The sequence below is a fragment of the Propionicimonas sp. T2.31MG-18 genome (assembly GCF_964266745.1).
Taxonomy (GTDB): Bacteria; Actinomycetota; Actinomycetes; order Propionibacteriales; family Propionibacteriaceae; genus Propionicimonas.
This window is the reverse complement of record NZ_CAXWGX010000030.1, coordinates 66,972-89,478: the sequence shown is the minus strand read 5'-3', so window position 1 is coordinate 89,478 and position 22,507 is coordinate 66,972. Positions and strand designations below refer to the sequence as shown.

23 protein-coding genes are annotated in these 22,507 nt (G+C 73.2%); 2 read left to right on the top strand and 21 right to left on the bottom strand.

The window, feature by feature from the left end; genetic code table 11:
• Window positions 1-36 precede the first annotated feature (36 nt).
• A complete protein-coding gene (locus ACFQQJ_RS17355) occupies window positions 37-876 on the top strand; it encodes a PAC2 family protein (protein ID WP_377108502.1) in 840 nt (279 codons plus the stop codon).
• Here the strand turns inward: ACFQQJ_RS17355 and ACFQQJ_RS17350 are convergent.
• The 6 genes from ACFQQJ_RS17350 to ACFQQJ_RS17325 all read right to left on the bottom strand — a co-directional run bounded on the left by ACFQQJ_RS17350 (window position 848) and on the right by ACFQQJ_RS17325 (window position 7,027).
• Window positions 848-1,225 carry a hypothetical protein gene (locus ACFQQJ_RS17350; protein ID WP_377108501.1) on the bottom strand — a complete coding sequence of 126 codons (378 nt, stop codon included), beginning with the start codon at window positions 1,223-1,225 and terminating at the stop codon, window positions 848-850. The two genes, ACFQQJ_RS17355 and ACFQQJ_RS17350, sit on opposite strands and share 29 nt — an antisense overlap.
• A gap of 74 nt (window positions 1,226-1,299) precedes the next feature.
• Entirely contained in the window at window positions 1,300-1,971 is a 672-nt protein-coding gene (gene rpe / locus ACFQQJ_RS17345) for a ribulose-phosphate 3-epimerase (RefSeq protein ID WP_377108499.1), read from the bottom strand.
• Between the two features lie 10 nt (window positions 1,972-1,981).
• The gene (locus ACFQQJ_RS17340; RefSeq protein ID WP_377108497.1) at window positions 1,982-3,328 is read right to left on the bottom strand and encodes an RsmB/NOP family class I SAM-dependent RNA methyltransferase; all 1,347 of its coding nucleotides are present in this window, start codon (window positions 3,326-3,328) and stop codon (window positions 1,982-1,984) included.
• Window positions 3,325-4,245, bottom strand: a complete 921-nt coding sequence (fmt, locus tag ACFQQJ_RS17335; RefSeq protein ID WP_377108495.1) for a methionyl-tRNA formyltransferase — start codon at window positions 4,243-4,245, stop codon at window positions 3,325-3,327. The genes ACFQQJ_RS17340 and fmt overlap by 4 nt, the downstream gene beginning before the upstream one ends.
• 10 nt (window positions 4,246-4,255) lie before the next feature.
• Window positions 4,256-5,062 (bottom strand): carbon-nitrogen hydrolase family protein, encoded by an 807-nt coding sequence (locus ACFQQJ_RS17330; RefSeq protein WP_377108493.1) that lies wholly within the window; start codon window positions 5,060-5,062, stop codon window positions 4,256-4,258.
• Between the two features lie 21 nt (window positions 5,063-5,083).
• Entirely contained in the window at window positions 5,084-7,027 is a 1,944-nt protein-coding gene (locus tag ACFQQJ_RS17325; RefSeq protein WP_377108491.1) for a hypothetical protein, read from the bottom strand.
• 129 nt (window positions 7,028-7,156) lie between these two features.
• Between ACFQQJ_RS17325 and ACFQQJ_RS17320 the strand changes: the two genes are divergently transcribed.
• Window positions 7,157-7,507 carry a VOC family protein gene (locus ACFQQJ_RS17320; protein WP_377108489.1) on the top strand — a complete coding sequence of 117 codons (351 nt, stop codon included), beginning with the start codon at window positions 7,157-7,159 and terminating at the stop codon, window positions 7,505-7,507.
• Between the two features lie 9 nt (window positions 7,508-7,516).
• Here ACFQQJ_RS17320 and metK read toward each other — a convergent pair whose 3' ends face one another.
• The 15 genes from metK to aroC all read right to left on the bottom strand — a co-directional run bounded on the left by metK (window position 7,517) and on the right by aroC (window position 22,501).
• Window positions 7,517-8,704: a methionine adenosyltransferase gene (gene metK, locus ACFQQJ_RS17315; RefSeq protein WP_377108487.1), complete on the bottom strand. Its 1,188-nt coding sequence runs from the start codon at window positions 8,702-8,704 to the stop codon at window positions 7,517-7,519.
• Complete coding sequence (coaBC, locus tag ACFQQJ_RS17310; RefSeq protein WP_377108485.1) at window positions 8,701-9,927, bottom strand: bifunctional phosphopantothenoylcysteine decarboxylase/phosphopantothenate--cysteine ligase CoaBC; 1,227 nt, start codon at window positions 9,925-9,927, stop codon at window positions 8,701-8,703. The genes metK and coaBC overlap by 4 nt, the downstream gene beginning before the upstream one ends.
• A 9-nt stretch (window positions 9,928-9,936) precedes the next feature.
• The gene (rpoZ, locus tag ACFQQJ_RS17305; protein ID WP_377108483.1) at window positions 9,937-10,275 is read right to left on the bottom strand and encodes a DNA-directed RNA polymerase subunit omega; all 339 of its coding nucleotides are present in this window, start codon (window positions 10,273-10,275) and stop codon (window positions 9,937-9,939) included.
• A 49-nt stretch (window positions 10,276-10,324) separates the two neighbouring features.
• The gene (gene gmk, locus ACFQQJ_RS17300) at window positions 10,325-10,876 is read right to left on the bottom strand and encodes a guanylate kinase (RefSeq protein WP_377108481.1); all 552 of its coding nucleotides are present in this window, start codon (window positions 10,874-10,876) and stop codon (window positions 10,325-10,327) included.
• On the bottom strand, window positions 10,866-11,183 hold the full coding sequence (gene mihF, locus ACFQQJ_RS17295; RefSeq protein ID WP_377108479.1) for an integration host factor, actinobacterial type: 318 nt from the start codon (window positions 11,181-11,183) through the stop codon (window positions 10,866-10,868). Before mihF ends, gmk begins: the two co-directional genes overlap by 11 nt.
• Before the next feature lie 133 nt (window positions 11,184-11,316).
• On the bottom strand, window positions 11,317-12,132 hold the full coding sequence (pyrF, locus tag ACFQQJ_RS17290; RefSeq protein WP_377108477.1) for an orotidine-5'-phosphate decarboxylase: 816 nt from the start codon (window positions 12,130-12,132) through the stop codon (window positions 11,317-11,319).
• A complete protein-coding gene (locus ACFQQJ_RS17285; RefSeq protein WP_377108476.1) occupies window positions 12,129-13,337 on the bottom strand; it encodes a quinone-dependent dihydroorotate dehydrogenase in 1,209 nt (402 codons plus the stop codon). The genes pyrF and ACFQQJ_RS17285 overlap by 4 nt, the downstream gene beginning before the upstream one ends.
• The gene (gene carB, locus ACFQQJ_RS17280) at window positions 13,337-16,669 is read right to left on the bottom strand and encodes a carbamoyl-phosphate synthase large subunit (RefSeq protein WP_377108474.1); all 3,333 of its coding nucleotides are present in this window, start codon (window positions 16,667-16,669) and stop codon (window positions 13,337-13,339) included. The genes ACFQQJ_RS17285 and carB overlap by 1 nt, the downstream gene beginning before the upstream one ends.
• A complete protein-coding gene (carA, locus tag ACFQQJ_RS17275) occupies window positions 16,669-17,847 on the bottom strand; it encodes a glutamine-hydrolyzing carbamoyl-phosphate synthase small subunit (RefSeq protein ID WP_377108472.1) in 1,179 nt (392 codons plus the stop codon). The genes carB and carA overlap by 1 nt, the downstream gene beginning before the upstream one ends.
• 97 nt (window positions 17,848-17,944) lie before the next feature.
• The gene (locus tag ACFQQJ_RS17270; protein WP_377108471.1) at window positions 17,945-18,415 is read right to left on the bottom strand and encodes a transcription antitermination protein NusB; all 471 of its coding nucleotides are present in this window, start codon (window positions 18,413-18,415) and stop codon (window positions 17,945-17,947) included.
• A gap of 4 nt (window positions 18,416-18,419) precedes the next feature.
• Window positions 18,420-18,983 (bottom strand): elongation factor P, encoded by a 564-nt coding sequence (gene efp / locus ACFQQJ_RS17265; protein WP_377108469.1) that lies wholly within the window; start codon window positions 18,981-18,983, stop codon window positions 18,420-18,422.
• Between the two features lie 83 nt (window positions 18,984-19,066).
• Window positions 19,067-19,732: an FMN-binding negative transcriptional regulator gene (locus tag ACFQQJ_RS17260; RefSeq protein ID WP_377108467.1), complete on the bottom strand. Its 666-nt coding sequence runs from the start codon at window positions 19,730-19,732 to the stop codon at window positions 19,067-19,069.
• On the bottom strand, window positions 19,732-20,817 hold the full coding sequence (aroB, locus tag ACFQQJ_RS17255) for a 3-dehydroquinate synthase (RefSeq protein ID WP_377108465.1): 1,086 nt from the start codon (window positions 20,815-20,817) through the stop codon (window positions 19,732-19,734). The genes ACFQQJ_RS17260 and aroB overlap by 1 nt, the downstream gene beginning before the upstream one ends.
• Window positions 20,814-21,317 (bottom strand): shikimate kinase, encoded by a 504-nt coding sequence (locus tag ACFQQJ_RS17250; RefSeq protein ID WP_377108464.1) that lies wholly within the window; start codon window positions 21,315-21,317, stop codon window positions 20,814-20,816. Before ACFQQJ_RS17250 ends, aroB begins: the two co-directional genes overlap by 4 nt.
• Window positions 21,314-22,501, bottom strand: a complete 1,188-nt coding sequence (gene aroC / locus ACFQQJ_RS17245) for a chorismate synthase (protein ID WP_377108463.1) — start codon at window positions 22,499-22,501, stop codon at window positions 21,314-21,316. Before aroC ends, ACFQQJ_RS17250 begins: the two co-directional genes overlap by 4 nt.
• Between the last annotated feature and the right edge of the window lie 6 nt (window positions 22,502-22,507).

The window sequence follows — 22,507 nt, the reverse complement described above, 5'->3', positions numbered from 1 at the left end:
GGAGCAGAATAGGCGAGTCGGCCTACAGTGGTCGCCATGGCAGAGGCTCGTGGGCTCAGGGGGCTGCGCAATCCCGCCGTGATCGCGGCGTTCGGCGGCTGGAACGACGCCGGTGAGGCGGCCAGCGGAGTGATCGACCATCTGGTCGACCACTACAAGGCCGACCTCGAGTTCGCGATCGACCCTGAGGACTTCTACGACTTCCAGGTGAACCGCCCGACCTCCCGGCTGGTCGACGGCATCCGCACCATCGAGTGGCCGACCACGGAGGTGCTCGTGGCCCACCTGCCCGAGCGCGACCTGGTGCTGATCGGGGGCCCCGAACCGAACTTCCACTGGCAGGACTACGTGTCCCGCCTGCTGTCGATGCTGCGCTCGGTGCAGCCCGAGGTGGTGGTGCTCCTCGGCGCGCTGCTCACCGACGCGCCGCACAGCCGTCCGGTGCCGGTAAGCGGCACGGCCAGCAGCCAGGGGCTCGCCGACGAGCTGGGCCTCGAGCTGTCCGACTACGAGGGGCCGACCGGGATCGTCGGCGTGCTGTCCTACGAGTGCGACCGGGCGGGGTTCCCCGTGGTGTCGCTGTGGGCGTCCGTGCCGCACTACGTCGCCGAGCCGCCCAACCCGAAGGCGACGCTCGCGCTGCTGGTGCGCCTGGAGGACGTGCTCAACCTGCCGCTCGATCCGGGCCAGCTCGCCACCGAGTCCGCGCAGTGGGTGGAGCAGGTGGACGAGCTCGTCGCCGACGACCCCGACATCGCCAACTACGTCAGCGCGCTCGAGGAACGCAGGGACGAGGCCACGCCTGCACCCAGCGGGGACGTGATCGCCGCGGAGTTCGAGCGCTACCTCAGGCGTCGAGATCGGCGGCGTGGCTGAGCGCGGCCAGCCTCTGGCCCGCCTGCTCCCGGTCGAGCCGGTACTGGAGGACCTCCACCGACACCGCCGCCACCGCGAAGGTCACCCCGGCCCATTCCGCGACGACCCACAGCACCTCCGCCGCGAACAGGTAGGTCAGCACCTTGCAGGTGAGGCGCCACGCTGCGGGCAGGGGCCAGCGGGCCCTGGGCAGCACGGCGGACGCCCACAGGAACACGAAGCCGGCGAACACGGCGGACACGGCGAGCCAGGCGGCCCATCCGTCGAAGAGGAGCAGGAGCGAGCCGGCGATGGCGGCCCACGCGATGACCTCGATGACGGTGGCTGCGGCGAAGATGGCGGTCTTCACGTGGTGAATCCTCCCAGCCCGGGCGGCACGGCGATAAGTTCCCGTCCGGGTGTCACCCGGGTGGAGAGTCGGGCTCAGGCCCGGTGTGCCGCTGCGTCCTCGGCCTGCACCTTCAGGGCGCGCACGACGGCGTCGGGATCGTCGGCGCGGTAGACCGCGGAACCCGCCACGAACGTGTCGGCGCCGGCTTCCACGCACCGCTCGATCGTCTGCTCGGAGATGCCCCCGTCCACCTGGAGCCAGATGTCGCCGCCGTGGGCGTCCAGCAGGGCGCGGGTGCGGCGGATCTTGGGCAGCATCACGTCCAGGAAGGACTGGCCGCCGAACCCGGGCTCGACGGTCATCAGCAGCACCATGTCGAGTTCGGGCAGCAGGTCGGCGTAGGGCTCGATGGGGGTGGCCGGACGCAGTCCCATCGACGCCCGCGCGCCGAGCGCGCGGAGCTCCCGGGACAGCTTCACCGGGGCGTCGGAGGCCTCGACGTGGAACGTGACCGACTCCGCCCCGGCCTCCGCGTACCCGGGGGCCCAGCGGTCCACCTCGGCGATCATCAGGTGGATGTCGAGCAGCTTGTCGGTGCCGGCGCGGACGCACTCCACCATCGGCAGGCCGAAGGTGAGGTTCGGCACGAACCGGTTGTCCATGACGTCCAGGTGCACGCCGTCGGCGCTCGGGATCCGGGCGATCTCCGCGTTGAGGTCGGCGAGGTTCGCATTCAGGATGCTCGGCGTGATTCGGATACCCACGGGCCGAACTCTACCGATCCGCGGGGCCTCCCCCGCGCCGCAGCAGCGCGAGGAACATCGCGTCCGTGCCGTGCCGGTGGGGCCACAGCTGGACGAGGTTCCCGGCCGCCGCGTCGGGCACCTCCGGGAGGTGCGCCGCGGCGTCGAGGAGGGTGACGCCGCACGCGTCCGCGACCACGGCGGCGGTCTCCTCCGGGTGGGGCGAACACGTCACGTAGGCGATCACCCCGCCGGGTGCTGCGGCCTCGATCGCCCGCGCCAGCAGCCGGCGCTGCAGGCCCACCAGCCCGGGCAGGTCGGACGGGCTGCGGCGCCAGCGGCTCTCGGGGCGCCGGCGCAGAGCGCCGAGCCCGGTGCACGGCACGTCGGCCAGCACCCGGGCGAAGGTGCCGGCACGCCAGGCGGGGCGCGTGCCGTCCGCGACGATCGTGACCGGTTGGTTCGGCGGCCCGTAGGCACGAAGGTTGGCCGCCACCAGCTGGGCGCGGTGCGGCTGGAGCTCCGAGGCGACCAGCCGGGTGCCCGCCTCGCGCGCCAGCCCGGCGAGCAGCGCGGACTTTCCTCCCGGGCCCGCGCACACGTCCAGCCAGGGGCCTCCGGGCGCCTCGGCGCGGGCGAGCGCGAGGGCCACCAGCTGCGAGCCCTCGTCCTGCACGCCGGCCCGTCCCTCGACGACGGCCGCGACGTCGGCGGGATCGCCGTCGCGCTGCGCCCCGAACGGCGACCACCGGTCGGGGGTCCCGCCCAGTTCCGCGCGGTCGGCGAGGCCCGGGCGGACCACGAGGTTCGGCACCGGGGCCACGTTGTCGGCGGCCAGCGCGTCCTCGAGCTCCGCGGTGGGCAGGACGCGCGACCACGCCTCGACGATCCACCGGGGGTGGTGGCTGGCCAGCGCCAGACGGCCGAGTTCGTCCTCGCCGGAGGACAGCTCGGCCAGCCAGCCGGGCCAGTCCCGCTCGGCCACCCGCCGAAGGACCGCGTTGACCAGGCCGGTCACCCGCTCCCCCACCTCGAGGGCGGCGAGGTCGACGCTCGTGGCGATGGCGGCGTGCGCGGGCACCCGCATGCCGAGCAGCTGATGGGTGCCGAGCCGCAGCACGTCGACGACCGCCGGCTGGAGCGTACGCAAGGCCCGGCCCGATGCGGACTCGATCACCCGGTCGTAGCCGCCCATCGCGCGGCACGTACCGGCGACGAGCTCCGTGGCGAAGGCCGCGTCCTGACCACCGAGGTCGCCGCGGCGGCGGGCGAGCTCCAGGTTGGCGTAGGCGCCGTCGGCCGTGACGGCCCGCAGCACACGGAAGGCGGTGCTGCGCGCGGGGTCCGCTCGCCGGGGACGGCGGCGCGACCCGCTCACGTGAACCGCCCCGGGCCGCGCAGGCCGCGGCCCCAGTCGGCGCCGGCGAGCGCGCGCCGTCCGGCCGGCTGCACCTGGCGGAGCTCCAACGATCCGTCGCCGGTGCCGACCACGGCCTCCCGCCTGCCGGCACGCACCTCGCCGGGGGCCAGGCCCTCGTCGGCCCGCGGCACGGCCGCCAGCACCCGGAAGCGCTCCCCGTCCAACTCGGTCCAGGCGACCGGGGACGGGTTGTTCGCCCGCACCTGCCGCGAGATCCCGGCGGCGGACCGCGTCCAGTCGATGCGGGCGCCCTCGGCCGTCAGCTTGGGGGCGAGCGTCACGCCGTCCGTCGGCTGGGGGGTCAGGGACGCGGTCCCGTCGGCGAGCGCATCCAGCGTCTGGCACAGCAGCTCCGCTCCCCTCCCCTGGAGCGCGGCCAGTGCCTCCCCGGCCGTCTCCTCCTCGCCCAGCCGGTACTCCTGCGCGGCCAGCACCGGGCCGGCGTCCAGAGCCTCGACCAGCTCGAACACGGTCACCCCGGTGACCTCGTCCCCGGCGAGGATCGCGTGCTGCACCGGCGCGGCGCCACGCCAGCGCGGCAGGAGCGAGAAATGCACGTTCACCCACCCGTGCCGGGGCATCTCGAGCAGCGGCCGCGGGATGAGCCCGCCGTAGGCGACCACGGGGCAGCAGTCGGGGGCGAGCTCTGCCAGCCGCCGGGCGAGGTCCGGGTCGCCCGCCCGCGCGGGGCGCAGCACCTCGATCCCGCGCTCCAGCGCCAGCGCCGCGGTCGGGCTGGGGACCGGTCGACCGCTGCGCCCCTTCGGGGCGTCCGGGCGGGTGAGCACGGCGACCACCTCGTGCCTGCCGCGGTCGAGCAGGTGGGCCAGGGTGTCGGCCGCGACCTGCGGGGTGCCGGCGAAGACGAGACGCATGGGCCGCAGCCTACTGGCGGCGTCCGGGCGGCGCCTCGCGCAACCGGAGCGCCAGGGAGCGGGTGGCCGTGGCGAGATCGAGGTCGGCGACGAGGAGGCCGGAACGCCCATGGGCCTGCCACGCGAGCAGGCTGCCGTCGGGCCGTGCGATCGCCGTCGTCGTCGGTGACCCGTCGACGGCACACGTGACAGTCGCGAACCAGCAGCCGTTCTCGGCCGCCCTGCACAGCACGGCCGCTTCGTGGAAGGTGTTCTCCGGCTGGGCGTACGCGGTCGGCCGGAAGGACCCCGGTTCGGGCTCGGAGTAGTGCGGGTGCAGCACGAGCTGCGCGCCGCCGAGGACGGCCGCGCGCACCGTCTCCGGGTAGCGGAAGCCCTCGTGGCAGATCACCACGCCGAACGTGAGGTCGCCGACGGTGAAGACGCCGCGGCCGGAGCCGGGCTCGTAGAGCGCGTCCTCCGTCGGGTCCAGCTGCACTTTGTCCTGCCAGCCGAGCGGACGCCCGTCCGGCCCGATCACCAGGGCCGTGATGCGCAGCGCCCCCTCGACGAACCGCTCGGTGCCGAGCACGACGGTGATGCCGGCGCGGCCGGCGGCGTCCGCGACCGTCCGGTGGGCGGCGGAGAGCCAGGCGTCCGTCGCCGGCGGCACCGGCGCTCCGAGGGCGCGGTAGCCGGGGACGAAGCACTCGGGGAAGCAGACCAGGTCGGCGCCGGCGTCGGCGGCCGCAGCGATCGCTTCCACAGCGGCCGCGACGGCGGCGTCCGGACTCTCGGGGAACGGCAGCGCGGCCAGGGCGATCCGGACGGTGCTCACGCCAGCATGCTAGCCATCGCCTCAGCCGAGGACCTGGGGGTCCACCCGCACCCGCAGCGGTGGGTCCTTGCGGGCAGCGCGGACGGAGAGGAGCGTGCGCACGCGGGCCACCAGGTCGCCGGAACGGTCGAGCGGGCACCGGAGCGTCAGGCGCGCGAGCGGGTCGTCGGACGGGACGTCGAACGGCCCCAGCACCTGGACCCCCGGCGGCAGCTCGAGCGCGGCCAGCGCCGCGTCCACGGCCGCGGGGGCGCCTTCGACGGTGAGCAGCTTCACGGCGGGCGGGAACCCCGCCGACGCGCGGTCGGCCAGCTCGCGTTCTGCGTGGCCGGCCGGATCGAGGCGCACCAGCGCCTGGACCTCGCGGAGGCCCGCGTCGGCCACCGCCATCACCGTGCCCCCCTCCGCGGCGGGCCGGACCAGCGCGACGACCGCCAGCCAGCGCCGCAGAGCCTCCTCCCCCGCCCGGAGGTCGGGCCGGCCGAGCATGAGCTCCGCGTCCAGCAGCAGGGCCGCGGCGTACCCACCCCTCGCCGGCGGTGCCGCGCCGGGGGTGGCCAGGACGAGGGCCGGCTCGGAGCCGACGCCGGCCAGCGGCTTGTCGGCGGAGGCCTGGAGGACCGTGGTTCCCGGGAAGGCCTTTCCGAACTCCTCCGCCGTCCGTGCCACGCCGACCACGGGCGTCCGCAGCCGGCGCCCCCCGCACTCCGGGCACCGCCACCCCGTGAGCAGCGGTCCGCACCAGCGGCACCGGGGCGCGCCCGCCTCCTTGCCGCCGGGCAGGCTCAGTCCCTCGCCGCACCGGGGGCACCGGGCGGCCGTGCGGCAGTCCGCGCAGACCAGGACGGGCAGGTAGCCGGCCCGCGGCACCTGCACCAGCACCGGCCCCGCGGCCAGGCCGGCGCGGACGACGGCGAACGCGTCGTGCGGGAGCCGGGCCACCGCGGCGTTCGGGTCCCGGTCGGTCACCGCGGCCGTCGCGCGCACGGCCGCGGCCCTGCGCCGCGCCTCCACCGGGCGGAGCGTGAGCTCGGCGAGCCACGACCGGGCGACGAGCTGCTGCACCTCCGCCGTCCGTGCGTGGGCGGCGAGCAGCAGCCCAGCCCCCTCCGCGTGCGCGCGCAGCGCGGCCACCTCCCGGGCGTGCCAGTACGGGGCGTGCGGCTCCGCCCACGCGTCGTTGCCGTCGTCCCACAGCGCGACCAGGCCCAGGTCGTGCACCGGGGCGAACACGGCCGCTCGCGTGCCCACGACCAGCCGGACGGCGCCGCGGGAGACCGCGAGGAAATTGCGGTAGCGCGCGGCGGGGCCCGCGTCCGCGGCAAGGACGGCGACGCTGCCGCGTCCGAACCGCTCGGTGACGGTGCGGGTGAGCACGGCGAGGTGCCGCGCGTCCGGGGCCAGCAGCAGCGCCCCGCGCCCGGACGCCAGCGTGGCGGCGGCGGCCTCCGCGAAGCCCGCCGCCCAGTCGCCCTCCGCAGCGGGCGTCGGCAGGACCGTCCATGCCGCCCGCGGGCGCCCACCCCCGGCGAGGCCCGACAGGAGGCGCTCCGAACCCGGGTAGGCGGCGAGCGTGACCGGAGGCAGCGGTGCGCTCACGGGCGCAGGGTGGTCCGGCGGGGCCGCCTTCTCCGTCGCCGCGTGGCGCGGCGGCACGGCGGTGCGGACCACGTCGGCGAATCCTCCGGCGTAGTGGTCGGCCACGGCGCGGACGAGTTCGGCCACCCGGGGCGACAGCACCGGTTCGGCGGAGACGACTTTCTGGAGCGGCGAGAGGTCGCCGCGCTCGCCCTCCGCCACGCGCTCGAGCACGAAACCGTCGCGCAGCTGCCCGGCGAAGCGGACCCTCACCCGCGTCCCTGGCTGCGCCGCCTCGTCCAGCTCAGGGGGCACCGCGTAGTCGAACGGCCGGTCGAGGTTGGCCAGCGGCACGTCCACCGCCACCCTCGCCACCGGTCGTTCCATGGCGGCATCGTAGGCGCCGGCCCGGACATCGGCTGGACGAACGTGCGGCGACGGCGCGGGCCGCGGGTCGTTCGTCCGTCCCCGCCGTGCCCCCTCCCGCGGCGATCGGGCCACCGTGAGAATGGCGGGATGAAGGTGCAGAGCATCACGATCTGCCTTCGCGTCTCGGACCTCGCCCGCAGCGTCGAGTGGTACCGGACGGCGCTGGACCTCGACGAGCCCGACCTCGAGCCCGCCGAGGGGGTGGTCGAGTTCAAGGTGGGGGCGGTGTGGCTCCAACTGGTCTCCGGCGACCTCCCGGTCCCCGGTGCCGCCGTCGTGCGGCTGGGCGTCCCGGACGTCGCGGCGGAACGCGCGCGGTTGAGGGCCTCCGGGGTCGCCGTCGGCCCGCTCGAACAGGTCGAGGGCGTGCTGGAGTACTTCGAGTTCCCCGACCCCGACGGCAACCTCCTCGGCCTCTATGCCGAGGTCGAGCCCTGAGCGGTCCGGTCAGCCCCTGATCGCGGCGGCCAGCGCCTCCGCGCGGTCGGTGCGCTCCCAGGTGAGCGCGTCGAGCTCGCGGCCGAAGTGACCGTAGTTGGTCACCTGGGAGTAGATCGGACGGATGAGGTCGAGGTCACGGATGATGGCGGCCGGACGCAGGTCGAACACCCCGAGCACCGCGTCGGTGATCCGGTCGACCGGGACGGTCTCGGTCCCGAAGCACTCCACGTACAGGCCCATCGGGTGCGAGCGCCCGATCGCGTACGCGACCTGCACCTCGCACCGCTCCGCCAGGCCAGCGGCCACCACGTTCTTGGCCACCCAGCGCATCGCGTAGGCCGCCGAACGGTCCACCTTGGACGGGTCTTTGCCGGAAAAGGCCCCGCCGCCGTGGCGGGCCATGCCGCCGTAGGTGTCGACGATGATCTTGCGGCCGGTGACGCCCGCGTCGCCCATCGGCCCGCCGACCACGAACTTCCCGGTCGGGTTCACGTAGGTCTTCAGCCCCTCGGCGGAGATCGGGTACCGGGCGAGCACCGGGTCGATCACCCGGGCACGCACCTCGGCCGCGATCGTGGCCTGGGTCACCGACGCGCGGTGCTGGGTGGAGACCACGACGGCGTCGACCCGCACGGGCGTGTCGCCGGCGTACTCGATGGTCACCTGCGTCTTGCCGTCGGGCAGCAGGAAGTCGAGCTCACCGTTCTTGCGCACCTCGGCGAGCCGCTCGGACAGCCGGTGGGCGATGTCGATGGGCAGCGGCATCAGGGTGGGGGTGTCCGAGCAGGCGTAGCCGAACATCAGCCCCTGGTCACCGGCCCCCTGCGCGTCGAGCGCGTCCACCGAGCCGCCGTCCCGCTGCTCCTCCGCGTGGTCGACGCCCTGGGCGATGTCCGGCGACTGCACGCCGAGAGAGACCAGGACGCCGCAGGAGTTGCCGTCGAAGCTCTTGGACGAGGAGTCGTACCCGATCTCGACGATGCGCTGCCGGGCGAGCCGGTCGACCTCCGCGTAGGCGTTGGTGGTCACCTCGCCGGCCACCACGACCGTCCCGGTGGTGACCAGGGTCTCCACCGCCACGCGTGACGTCGGGTCCTGCCGCAGCAGCTCGTCGAGGACGACGTCGGAGATCGCGTCGGCGACCTTGTCCGGGTGCCCCTCGGTAACGGATTCGGAAGTGAAGAGCCGGCTCACTCGGCGGTCCTTTCGTGCTGGTCTGCGGCGGCGGTGAGGATCTGGTGGGCCACCACGGTCTTGCTCCCGGCCGCGCGACCGGTCACCCCGGACGGCGCGAGGAGCAGGACCTGGTTGTCGGCGGCGCCGAACACGGCACCCCCGGAGACATTGTTGAGGACGAGCAGCTGGCACCCCTTGCGGGCCAGCTTCGCCGTGCCGAGAGCGACGAGCTCCGCCTCGTCGACCGCGGTCTCCGCTGCGAAGCCGACGACGACCTGTCCGGCCGGTCGTCGGGCCGCCAGCCCGGCGAGCACGTCGGTGGTCTGGGCGAACTCGACGGAGAGTCCGGCGTCGCCCGACTTCTTGAGCTTGGTCGGGCTGGGGCTGACCGGCGTGAAGTCGGCGGGCGCCGCGGCCATCACCACGATGTGGGCGCCGGCAGCGGCGTCCGTCATGGCGGACGCGAGCTCTGACGTCGTCCCGACGCGCACCACGTCCACCCCGGCCGGAGCCTCGACGGCGACGTTCGCCGCGACGAGGGTCACCGCAGCGCCCCGCTGGACGGCCGCGCGGGCCAGCGCGACCCCCATCAGGCCAGAGGAGGAGTTCCCGACGAAGCGCACCGGGTCGAGCGGCTCGCGGGTGCCACCCGCGCTGACGACGACATGGAGCCCGGCCAGGTCCTGGGACGCCATCGCCGCCGCGGTCGCGGGCGAGTCCAGCGCGGCGAGGGCCGACGCCTCGATGTCCTCCGGCTCGGGCAGGCGCCCGGGGCCGGTGTCGGGGCCGGTCAGCCGTCCCTCCGCGGGACGCAGCACCACGACCCCGCGGGAGCGGAGCGTCGCCACGTTGGCACGGGTGGCCGCGTGCTGCCACATCTCGGTGTGCATCGCCGGGGCCATCACCACCGGACACGTCGCGGTCAGGAGCACGTTGGTCAGCAGGTCGTCGGCCCGTCCGGACGCGGCCCGCGCGAGCAGGTCCGCGGTCGCCGGCGCGACCACGACGAGGTCGGCCTCACGTCCGAGCCGCACGTGGTTCACCAGGTGCGCGTCGGCCATCACGTCGCTGGCGACGGGGCGTCCGGAGAGGGCCGCCCACGTGGTCTCGCCCACGAAGGACAAGGCGTTGGCTGTCGGCACGACCTGCACGTCGTGGCCCGCCTCGGTGAAGCGGCGCAGCAGCAGGCAGGCCTTGTAGGCGGCGATCCCGCCGGCCACGCCGAGGACGATCCGGCTCATCGGCCGGGCTCAGCCCAGGTCGTCGGTGCCGAACGGGTCGAGGGAGAAGTCCGGATCGGCAGCGGCCTCGGCGCGCGCGGCGGCCTCCGCCTCCGGGTCGATCTCGGTGCACTCCAGCACGTCGGCGTTGATCTCCCGCATCGCGATCGACAGCGGCTTCTCCTGGATGCCGATGTCCACCAGGGGACCGACGTTCTCGAGCAGGCCCTCGCCGAGCTGGGAGTAGTAGGCGTTGATCTGCCGGGCACGCTTCGCAGCGAACAGCACCAGCCGGTACTTCGAGTCGACCTTGCTCAGCAGTTCGTCGATCGGCGGGTTGGTGATCCCCTCGGGAGTGTGAGTGCTCAAATTCGGCTTCCTGATCGAAAGGGCGCGGCCGCGGAGAACCCAGCAGCCGTCACAGACCCAACAACTCTACCAACTGCCCCACCGCGGTGCCCAAATCGTCGTTCACCACGACGTGGTCGAACTCGCGCGAGACGGCGATCTCGTCCTCCGCCGTCCGCAGGCGGCGGGCCATCTGCTCGGGGGTCTCGGTGCCCCGCCCGACCAGCCGTTCGCGCAGCACGTCCCAGGACGGCGGGGCGATGAACACCGTGCGCACCTCCGGCAGGTTCGCCTTGACCTGCCGTGCGCCCTGCACCTCGATCTCGAGGATCACCCGGCGCCCGGCGGCCACGGCGGCGCGCACGGGGGCCGCGGGGGTGCCGTAGCGGTCGGTGCCGTGGACGAGCGCCCACTCCAGCAGCCCGCCCGAGGCGATGAGCTCGTCGAATTCCTCGTCGCTCACGAACAGGTAGTGCTGGCCCTCGACCTCGCCGGGACGCGGCGAGCGGGTCGTGGCCGAGACCGACACCCAGAGTTCAGGATGGAGCTCGCGGAGGGCCTGGACGACGGTGCCCTTGCCTACCGCGGTAGGACCGGAGATGACGGTGACGTCACCGCTCACTGAACTCGGCCTTCAGGCCGGCCACCTGATGGCGGCCGAGCCCGCGGATGCGCCGGTTCGGCGCGATGTCGAGACGGGTCATCACCACCCCTGCCCGCTTCTCCCCCACCCTGGGGAGGGCCTTCAGCAGGTCGACGACCTTCACGTGGGCGAGCACGTCGTCGGTGGCGGCGACGTCCAGGGCCTGGCTCAGGCTGATCTCGCCGGTGCGGACCTTGCTCTTCAGGTCGGCGCGGCGGCGCCGCGCCTCAGTCGCCGCAGCGCGTGCGGCTTCGAGTTGCTCCGTGGTGAGCTGGGGGATGGTCACAGGTGTGCCTTCTGGAGTCGGATGGCTTGCCTAGCAATCTCAACCTAGCGGGCTGCGGCGCCCCTCGTCACCTGAACGCACATGTTCGGCACTAGGAGTGATGGACGAAAGCCGCGCGCAAACCGAACGGGGTTCAGTTCGCCGCGCGGCTGAGCAACTCGGCCACCTTGCCACGCAGCGCGGCGGCGTCCGGCCCGGCGGAGATGACGCCGCGTCCGACGACCGCGAGGACCTGGTCGACGGCGTCCCCGAACAGGTCGGGGAGGTCCTCCATCCGGCCGCCCTGCACCCCGATCCCGGGCACGAGGATGGAGCCGTTGAAGTCGCTGAGATCGCAGCCGAGGCTGGCATGCGTGCCGCCGACGACGAGCCCGATCGCCTTCTGGCGCGAGGCATGGTTGACCTCGGTCGCCGCGTCGATGATCGACTGCACGACCGACGCGTCCTGGGTGAGCGCCAGCTGCACCTGGCCGCCCTCGGGGTTCGAGGTGCGGGCCAGCACATAGACGCCGCGCTCGTACCGGTGGGCCCGCTCGAACGCCGGGGCCAGCGAGCCGAAGCCGAGGTACGGCGACAGCGTGATGGCGTCGGCGGCGAGCGGCGAGCCGTCCGCGAGGTAGGCGTCCGCGTAGGCCTCCATCGTCGACCCGATGTCGCCGCGCTTCACGTCCAGGATGCTGAGGGCCCCGGTGCCGGCGATGTCGGCGAGGACACGTTCCAGGGCGGCGATGCCCGCCGAGCCGTACGCCTCGAAGAAGGCCGACTGCGGCTTGAACGCAGCCACCCGGTCGCCCAGCGCCTCCACCAGGGTGCGTGCGCAGCGCTCGGCGCCCGCGGCGGACACCTCCAGGCCCCAGGCCTTGAGCAGGGACGCGTGGGGGTCGATGCCCACGCACAGGGGCCCGCGGTCGGCGACCACCTCGCGAAGCCGGCGCCAGTAGGTGGTCACGGTTCCTGCCTTTCGGTGTCGCGGGCGTTCACGGCCGCCGCCAGACCGGGGCCGCCGTAGATGAAGCCAGTGTAAAGCTGGACGAGGTCGGCGCCGGCGTCGAACAGGGCCATCGCGTCGTCCGCGGTCATGATGCCGCCGACGCCCATCACCGGCAGCGCGGTGTGTGCTGCGACGTAGCCGACGACCTCGCGGGCGCGGGCCGTGAGCGGCGCGCCGGACAGGCCACCCGCCTCGCCGGCCAGGTGCTGGTCGGCCGGAGCCAGCCCCTCCCTGGCGAGCGTCGTGTTCGTCGCGATCAGCCCGGCGGCACCCGCGTCCTCGCACGTGGCCAGGACCTCGTCCAGTTGCCCCCAGGTCAGGTCCGGCGCCACCTTCACGAACACCGGCACCGGCCCGGCCACGTCCCCCGACGCCGGCCCGGTCGCGTCCGCCGACGCCGGCTCGGCCCCCTCCCCCGCCGAGGGCCAGCCTTCTGGCCGAGGGCCAGCACCCTGGGACGAGCCCTCGGCCGCAAGGCTGGCCCTCGCTGCGGATTCGCGGACGAGGGCGGTCAGCAGGCCGGAGAGCGCGCCGGCGTCCTGGAGGCTGCGCAGGCCCGGGGTGTTCGGGCTGGAGACGTTCACAGCGACGTAGTCCGCGTGCGGCGAGAGCAGCCGCAGCGAGGTGAGGTAGTCCTCCACCGCGTCAGCGAGGTCGACGACCTTCGTCTTGCCGATGGAGATGCCCACGGGCAGACCGGCCGCGCCGTTGCCGCGGTAGACGTTCCGTGCGGCCAGCGTGGCCGCGACGGCCGCGGCGCCGGGGTTGTTGAAGCCCATCCGGTTCACCAGCGCCCGGGACGCCCGCAAGCGGAACACCCGCGGACGGGCGTTGCCGGGCTGGGCACGCCCGGTCACCGTGCCCAGCTCGGCGAAGCCGAAGCCCAGCCCCCGCCAGGCGAGGACGGCCGAAGCGTCCTTGTCGAGCCCCGCGGCCAGCCCCACGCGCGAGGGGAAGTCGATGCCGGCCACCCGCGCCGATCGGCCGGCACTCCCGGCGAGCAGCCGGGTGAGGGCGCGGACGGGACCCGCGGAGCCGACGCCGGCGAGCAGTGAGATGAGCTGCTCGTGGATCGCCTCCGGGTCTCCCCCGTGGCTACGGAAGAGCACCGGCCGCACCAGGCGGGTGTAGCCCGCGTCCAGCAGGCCGGCGGGCAGGCCCATCAGTCGAGGTTCGCCAGCTCGTCGCGGACGTCCGCGCTCCACTCCTGGAGGGAGCGGACGCCGACCGCGCCGCGTCGCAGCGCCTCGATCCCCTGCACACAGGCGGACAGGCCCTGGACGGTGGTCACGCACGGCACGTCGGCGAGGATCGCGGCCGAGCGGATCTCCCAGCCGTCCCGCCGGGGGCTGCCGTCCTTGGACTGCCCGTGCGGGGTGTTGAAGATCAGGTCGACCTCGCCGTCCAGGATGGCCTGCACGACCGTCTTCTCCCCGTTCGGCCCCGGCCCCTGGGACGCCTTGCGGATCGTGGTGACCTCCACGTCCTGGCGGCGCAGCACCTGGGCGGTGCCCTCGGTGGCGAGCACGGTGAAGCCGAGGTCTGCCAGCCGCTTCACGGGGAAGATCGCGTGCCGCTTGTCGCGGTTGGCGACCGAGACGAAGACCGTCCCGGTCGTCGGCACCGCACCGAAGGAGGCCGCTTGGCTCTTGGCGAAGGCCGTACCGAAGGTCACGTCCAGGCCCATCACCTCACCGGTCGACTTCATCTCCGGGCCCAGGAGCGTGTCCACCCACGAGCCGTCGGCGGTGCGGAACCGGTTGAACGGCATCACCGCCTCCTTCACCGCGATCGGCGCGGAGCTGAGGGTCGTGGTGCCGTCGCAGCCCTCGGCCCGCAGCATGCCCTCCGCGCGGAGTTCGGCGATCGTCGCGCCGAGGGAGATCCGGGTGGCCGCCTTCGCCAGCGGCGTGTCGGTGGCCTTCGAGACGAAGGGGACGGTGCGGGAGGCGCGAGGGTTCGCCTCGAGGACGTACAGGATGTCGCCGAGCAGTGCGAACTGGATGTTCAGCAGTCCCCGCACGCCCACGCCCTGCGCGATGGCCCGTGTCGACTGCCGGATCTCCTCGATGACCTCGTTGCCGAGAGTGATCGGCGGCAGCGCGCACGCGGAGTCGCCGGAGTGGATGCCGGCCTCCTCGATGTGCTCCATCACGCCGCCCAGGTAGAGCTCGGTGCCGTCGAACAGGGCGTCCACGTCGATCTCGATGGCGTCGTCGAGGAAGCGGTCGACCAGCACCGGGTGGGACGGGGTGATGTCGGTGGCCCGCTCGATGTAGCCGGCCAGCGACGCGTCGTCGTAGACGATCTCCATGCCACGCCCGCCGAGCACGTAGGAGGGCCGGACGAGCACCGGGTAGCCGATCTCGTGCGCGATGTCGAGGGCCTGCGCCGACGACTCCGCCATCCCGTACTGCGGCGCCGGCAGACCGGCCTCGGTGAGCACCCGGCCGAAGGCTCCGCGCTCCTCGGCCAGCTCGATCGCCTCCGGCGGGGTGCCGACGATGGTCACGCCCGCGTCCTTCAGCGCCTGCGCGAGCTTCAGCGGCGTCTGGCCGCCCAGCTGGACGATGACGCCCGCCACCGGCCCGGCGAGGGTCTCTGCGTGCACGACCTCCAGCACGTCCTCCAGGGTCAGCGGCTCGAAGTACAGCCGGTCGGAGGTGTCGTAGTCGGTGGAGACCGTCTCGGGATTGCAGTTCACCATGACGGCCTCGTAGCCGGCCTCCTGCAGCGCCATCGCGGCGTGGACGCAGGAGTAGTCGAACTCGATCCCCTGGCCGATCCGGTTCGGGCCGCTGCCGAGGATCAGCACCGCCGGCTTCGAGCGCGGCGCGACCTCGCTCTCCTCGTCGTAGGACGAGTAGTGGTACGGGGTCCGGGCGGCGAACTCGGCGGCGCAGGTGTCCACGGTCTTGTACACCGGGCGGACGCCGAGGGCCCACCGCACGCCGCGCACCACGTCGGTGGAGAGGTTGCGCAGCTTCGCGATCTGGGTGTCGGCGAGGCCGTGCCGCTTCGCCAGGCGCAGCAGCCCCGCGGTCAGCTCCGGGGCCGTCCGCACCTCCTCCGCGACCTCGAACACGAGCTGGAGCTGGTCGACGAACCACGGGTCGATATGGGTCGCGTCGTGGATCTGGGCCGGCGTCGCGCCCAGCCGGAACCCCTGCATGACCACGTTCAGGCGCCCGTCGTGCGGACGCCGCATGGCCTCCAGCACCTCGTCCAGGGTGGACTCCAGCGGCGAGGTGAAGTCGAAGCCGGCCTTTGCGTCCTCGAGCGAGCGCAGGGCCTTGCCCAGGGCCTCGGTGAAGTTCCGGCCGATCGCCATGGCCTCGCCCACGCTCTTCATGTGGGTGGTGAGCGTGGAGTCGGCGGTGGGGAACTTCTCGAAGGCGAAGCGGGGCGCCTTGACGACCACGTAGTCGAGCGTGGGCTCGAAGGACGCCGGCGTCTCCGCGGTGATGTCGTTGGGGATCTCGTCCAGCGTGTAGCCGACGGCCACCTTCGCCGCGATCTTGGCGATCGGGAAGCCGGTGGCCTTCGACGCCAGGGCCGACGACCGCGACACCCGCGGGTTCATCTCGATGACGATCATCCGGCCGTTGTCGGGGTTGATCGCGAACTGGATGTTGCAGCCACCGGTGTCGACGCCGACCGCGCGGATCACCGCGATGCCGACGTCGCGCATCGCCTGGTACTCCCGGTCGGTGAGGGTCATCGCGGGCGCGACGGTGATCGAGTCGCCGGTGTGCACGCCCATGGGGTCGAGGTTCTCGATCGAGCACACGATCACGACGTTGTCCGCCTTGTCGCGCATGACCTCGAGCTCGTACTCCTTCCAGCCGAGCACGGACTCCTCGATCAGCACCTCGGTCACCGGGGACGCCGACAGCCCGCTGCCGGCGATGCGGCGCAGCTCGGTCTCGTCGTGGGCGAAGCCGGAGCCCACCCCGCCCATGGTGAAGGACGGCCGCACCACGACCGGGTAGCCGAGCTGGTCCGCAGCGGCGAACACCTCGCCCATGGTGTGGCAGATGGCCGAGCGGGCCACCTCGGGGTTCACTCCCGGGACGTCGAGGGAGGCGACGATCTCCTTGAACTTCTCGCGGTCCTCGCCCTTCTGGATCGCCTCGATAGAGGCGCCGATCAGCTCGACGCCGTACTTCTCCAGCACCCCGGACTCGTGCAGCGCGACGGCGGCGTTGAGCGCCGTCTGGCCACCCAGGGTGGCCAGCAGGGCGTCCGGACGCTCCGCGGCGATCACCTTCTCCAGGTATTCGGGCTGGATCGGCTCGATGTAAGTGGCGTCGGCGAACTCCGGGTCGGTCATGATCGTGGCCGGGTTGGAGTTCACCAGGATCACCCGGAAGCCCTCCTCGCGGAGCACGCGGCAGGCCTGCGTCCCCGAGTAGTCGAACTCGCAGGCCTGGCCGATCACGATCGGGCCGGAGCCGATCACCAGGATGGACTGGATGTCCGTGCGCCGAGGCATCAGGCGTTCCCCTCCCCGGCCGGCGCGTCCGTGCGGGCAGCCATCATGTCCACGAACCGGTCGAACAGGTAGGCGGCGTCGTGCGGTCCGGCCGCCGCCTCCGGGTGGTACTGCACAGAGAAGCCGAGCAGCTCGCCGTCGGCGGAGCGGAGCTCAAGCCCCTCGACCACGTCGTCGTTGAGGCAGACATGGGAGACCCTCGCCTCCCCCCAGCGTGTCGGTGTGGCTCTGTCGAGCGGCGCGTCGACGGCGAACCCGTGGTTCTGTGCGGTGATCTCCACCTTGCGCGTGGTGAGGTCCATCACCGGCTGGTTGATGCCTCGGTGGCCGTACTTCAGCTTGTAGGTGCCGAAGCCGAGCGCCCTGCCGAAGATCTGGTTGCCGAAGCAGATGCCGAAGTAGGGCATCCCCGCGTCGAGCACCTCCTGCAGCAGGGTGACGGCGTCGTCCGCAGCGGCGGGGTCGCCGGGGCCGTTGGAGAAGAACACCCCGTCCGGGCGGAGCCGCCGGAGGTCGTCGATGGTGACCGAGGCGGGCACGACGTGCACCTCGATGCCGCGCTCGGCCATCCGGGTGGGGGTCATGTCCTTGATCCCGAGGTCGACCGCGGCGACGGTGAACCGCTTCTCCCCCACCGCGGGGACGACCTCCGGCTCCGACACCGTGACGTCGGCGACGAGGTGCGCCCCGGCCATCGGCGGGGTCTCGAGCACGCGCTGGAGGAGCTTCGCCGGGTCGAGCTCGACGGTGGAGATGCCGACCCGCATCGCCCCGCCCTCGCGCAGGTGGCGCGTGAGCGCGCGGGTGTCGATCTCGGCGATGCCGACCACTCCCTGGGCCCGCAGCTCCTCGTCGAGCGACCGGTTGGAGCGCCAGTTCGAGCGGACGCGGGACAGGTCCCGCACGACGTAGCCGGCCACCCAGATGCGCCCGGACTCGTCGTCCTCGTCGTTCCAGCCGGTGTTGCCGATGTGGGGCGCGGTCGCGACGACGACCTGCCGGTGGTAGCTCGGGTCGGTCAGGGTTTCCTGGTAGCCCGACATGCCGGTGGCGAACACCGCCTCGCCGAAGGTCTCGCCCTCGGCGCCGAACGAGATGCCCCGGAACCACCGCCCGTCCTCCAGGACCAACAATGCCTCAGTCAGTGGACGTGCGTGGTAACTACTGGGCATGGGCATCCTTCGCAGAGCGGGGGCTGATCCAGCAGGAGACCCTACCAGCCCCGTCCGGGGTGCCCGGGCGCCACGTCGGACGGCGGACGCCCGCCGGCAGGGGTCAGAGCCCGCGGCGGACGGCGGCGAGGAGGCCGTTGAGGAAGGCCGCGGAGTCGTCGGTCGACAGCTCGGTGGCCAGGGCGGCCGCCTGCTCCACGGCGACCTCTGCCGCGACCGTTCCGCTCAGCAGCTCGCCGACGGCCAGGCGGGCCAGGCAGCGGTCGATCCGCGGCATGCGCTCCAGCGACCAGTCCGCGGCGAGCGCCTTCACCAGCAGGGCGTCGATCTGCTCCGCGTGCTCCTCGACAGCCGTGACGAGCTCGGCGGCGAACGGACGCAGCTCCTCCTCGGACTCGGCCAGCACCTGGGCGGGGCTCAGCCCGCGCAGCTCGGCGGCGTAGAGCAGGTCGAGGGCCTGCTTCCGCGCCTTGGTGCGGCTCGGCCGGCGCCCGTGGGCGTCGGCGGGAATGGTCTCGACGAGCTCGAGGACGGTGCCGTCCGGCTTGGTGATCCGCTTGGGCGTGGCGTCCACCCGATCAGACCCGGCCGAGGTAGCTGCCGTCGCGGGTGTCGACCTTGACGCGCTCGCCGGTGGTGATGAACAGCGGCACCTGGATCTGCAGGCCGGTCTCCACCGTGGCCGGCTTGGTGCCGCCGGTCGAGCGGTCGCCCTGCAGTCCCGGCTCGGTGTAGGTGATCTCCAGCTCGACCGAGGTCGGCATGTCGATGAACAGGGGGTTGCCCTCGTGCAGCGCGACGGTGGCCACGCCGTTCTCGAGCAGGTAGTTCTTCGCATCGCCGACCACGTCCTCGGCCAGGTTCAGCTGGTCGTAGGTGTCGGTGTCCATGAACACGTAGTTCTCACCGTCGTGGTAGAGGTACTGCATCTCGCGGCGATCGACGCTGGCCGTCTCCACCTTGGTGTCGGAGTTGAACGTCCGGTCGACGACCTTGCCGGTGAGGACGTGCTTGAGCTTGCTGCGAACGACGGTGTTGCCCTTGCCCGGCTTGTGGTGCTGGAACCAGATGACGGTCCACAGCTGGCCGTCGAGGTCGAGGACCATGCCGTTCTTGAGATCGTTGGTGGAAACCGTTGCCACTGGAACGCCCGCTTTCAGTACGTCGTGTTATCGCGACCGCTCAGTCTAGCGGCCCGGCAGGGCATCCCGCGAAACGCCCCCGCTCAGCCCTGTCGCCGCTCCCGGATCCCGGCCAGGAGGTCGGCCTTGGCCTGCGCCCGCGGCAGCGAGTACTCCTCCATCCAGGCGGCGGTGTCGTCGCCCCCCGCCCCGCGCAGGCCGTCGATCACCGAGCGGACCACCTGCGGGGACTTGTTCTGGCTCATCTTGGCCTTGCCTGCCACCCGGGTGATCTGGAGTTCCACCCCGACCACCGCGCGGAGCAGCGCGTCCACCTCCGCTGCCGGCAGGGTGTCGACGGTGGCGTCCCCGTGCGCGGCGCTGAGCCGGCGCACGGCCTCGAGCATCCACGCCGGGTCGTCGTGGACGACCAGTCGTCCCCACACCTGCACGGTGACGTAGTTCCAGGTCGGGACGCTCTGCGCCTCCGGCGTGCTGAGCCAGTCGGCCTCGACGTAGTCGCCGGCGCCGTGGGCGATGAACAGGGCGTCGACCCCACCCGGCGCGGCAGCGGGCCGCCACTGGTCGTTGACCCGCGAGAGGTGCCCGACGAGCCTGCCGTGCACACCGGCGTCCGCGTCGAAGAGCATGGGGACGTAGGTCGCCACGAGGCCGTCCGGGCCGACGGTCACCAGGTCGCCGGCCGGTGCGGTGGCCAGCACCTCGGCCACCTGCTCGGCCGACATCGCGAAGTGGGCGGGGACGTACATCAGGCCTCGTTCAGGCCGAGGAAGGCGTCGGCGAGCACGCCCTCGCACGGGTCGGCCGCGATGGTCGGGACGCCGAGCGCACGCAGGAGCACGAACCGCAGCCGGGAGCCCCGGGACTTCTTGTCCAGGCTCATCGAGGCACGCAGGTCGAGCCAGGCGCCGTCGGTGTAGCGCGTCGGCAACCCCGCCGTGCCCAGCACGCTGCGGTGCCGCTCCACCAGGTCGGGCCCGATCAGGTCGAGCCGCCGGGCCAGCTCCGCGGCGAACACCATGCCCACGGAGACCGCCTCGCCGTGCCGCCACTGGAAGTGCTGCTGGCGCTCGATCGCATGGCCCAGCGTGTGCCCGTAGTTCAGGGCCTCCCGGCCGATCTGGCTTCCGTCCGAGGTGCGCTCGCGCAGGTCGGCCGACACCACGGCAGCCTTCACAGAGACGGCCCGGCGGATGAGCCTTGCCTGGAGGTCGCTCCCGGGCCTCATGGCCTCCGCCGGCGCCGCCTCGAACTCGTCGAGGATGGCCGGATCGGCGATGAACCCGCACTTGAGCACCTCGGCCAGCCCCGAGCGGAGCTCGTCCGGCGGCAGTGTTTCGAGGAAGTCGAGGTCGCCGAGCACGGTGAACGGCTCGTGGAAGGCGCCGACGAGGTTCTTGCCCGCACTGAGGTTGATGCCGGTCTTCCCGCCGACGGCGGCGTCCACCATCGCGAGCAGGGAGGTCGGCAGGGCGATGTAGCGCACGCCGCGCAGCCAGGTGGCAGCCACGAACCCCGCCAGGTCGGTGGTGGCTCCCCCGCCGAGGCCGAGCACGGCGTCGGAGCGGGTGAAGCCGGCGCCGGCGAGGGCCTCCCAGCACCCCTGGAGCACCTCGGCGGTCTTGCCCGCCTCCGCCTCGGGGACGCGGATCGCTGTCACCTGCTGCTCGAGCCCCGCGGTGATCGCCGGCAGCAGGGACGCCAGGCCGGGCGGGTGGATGATCGCGACGCGGTCGACGCCGTCCAGGAACTCGGGCAGCAGCCGGGACACCCCGGACCCGATCAGCACCTGGTAGGGCTGCTCGGTCGCCACGTCGATCGGCTCCCAGCTCATCGCTCTCCTTGCTCCCCGATGGCCGCCGCCACCTGCTCGGCGGTGAGGCGGTCGGTGTCGACCACCGTCTGCGCCACTTCCGCGTAGAAGGGTGCCCGAGACGCAAGCATCTCACCCATGCGGTTCCGGATGGCGACCAGTGCACCCATCCCGAGGCTGTTCATGCCCAGCCGCCGGGTCGCGGTGGGCACCGACGTCCGCAGCCACACCACGGGGAGCCCGGCGAGCGCCGCCCGGACGGCTGCGGAGTCGACGGCCCCGCTTCCCAGGGCCACCACCCCCGTACCCCGGAGGGCGGTCAGGCTCACGCGTTCCTCGACCTCCCGGTAGGCGGCCTCCCCGGCCGTCGCGAAGTACTCCGCGACCGGCGCGCCGAGGGCCTCCTCGACCAGTTCGTCCACGTCGACAGCGGGCAGACCCCGGTCGGCCGCGACCAGCCGGGCGAGGGTGGATGTGCCCGAACCCGGGATCCCGACCAGCACGAGGGCGGGTCGGCTCAACCGAGGTTCCTCTCCCCCAGGCGGGCGAGGTAGGCGGCGTGGTTGCGCCGCGTCTCGGCCACGGAGTCGCCCCCGAACTTCTCCAGTACCAGTTCGGCCAGCACGAGGGCGACCATCGCCTCCGCGACAACACCGGCCGCCGGCACGGCGCAGACGTCGGAGCGCTGGTGATGGGCCTGCGCGGCCTCGCCGGTGGCCACGTCCACGGTGCGCAGGGCGCGCGGGACGGTCGCGATCGGCTTCATCGCTGCGCGTACCCGCAGGACCTCGCCGTTGCTCATCCCGCCCTCGGTCCCACCGGAACGGTTCGACAGGCGGTGGACGCCACCCCCGCCGGGCAGCATCTCGTCGTGGGCGAGGCTGCCGCGCGTGGCGGCGAGGGCGAACCCGTCACCGACCTCGACGCCCTTGATCGCCTGGATGCCCATGAGCGCTCCGGCCAGCCGCGCGTCGAGCCGGCGGTCGCCCTGGGTGTGGGAGCCCAGGCCGGGCGGCAGCCCGTAGGCCAGCACCTCGACCACGCCACCGAGGGTGTCCCCCTCGGTCTTCGCCGCGGCGATCTCCGCCAGCATCGCTCCCTCGGCGGACGCGTCGAAGCAGCGCACCTCCGAGTCGTCGATCGCCGCGAGGTCGTCGGGGCCGGGCAGCAGCGACGACCCGCTCTCCGCGCCGCCGATGCGGACCACGTGGCTCAGCACCCGGATGCCGACCGCCTGCTCGAGGAAGTTCGCGGCGACGCGTCCGAGCGCCACCCGGGCCGCGGTCTCGCGCGCCGAGGCCCGCTCCAGGATCGGGCGTGCCTCGTCCCAGTCGTACTTCTGCATGCCCGGAAGGTCGGCGTGCCCCGGACGCGGCCGCGTCAGGGCCGCGTTGCGGGCCAGGGAGTCCAGCTCGTCGGCGTCCACCGGGTCGGGCGACATGACCGTCTCCCACTTCGGCCACTCGGAGTTGCCGACCATGATCGCGACCGGCGAGCCGAGCGTCTCCCCGTGGCGGACGCCGGCCAGCAGGGTCACCTCGTCGGCCTCGAACTTCATGCGCGCGCCACGGCCGGTGCCGAGCCGCCGCCGGGCGAGGGCGGCGGAGACGTCGTCGGAGGTCAGCCGGACATGTGCCGGAATGCCCTCGATCGTGGCCACCAGCGCGCGTCCGTGGGACTCGCCCGCGGTCAGGTAACGGAGCATGGGCGT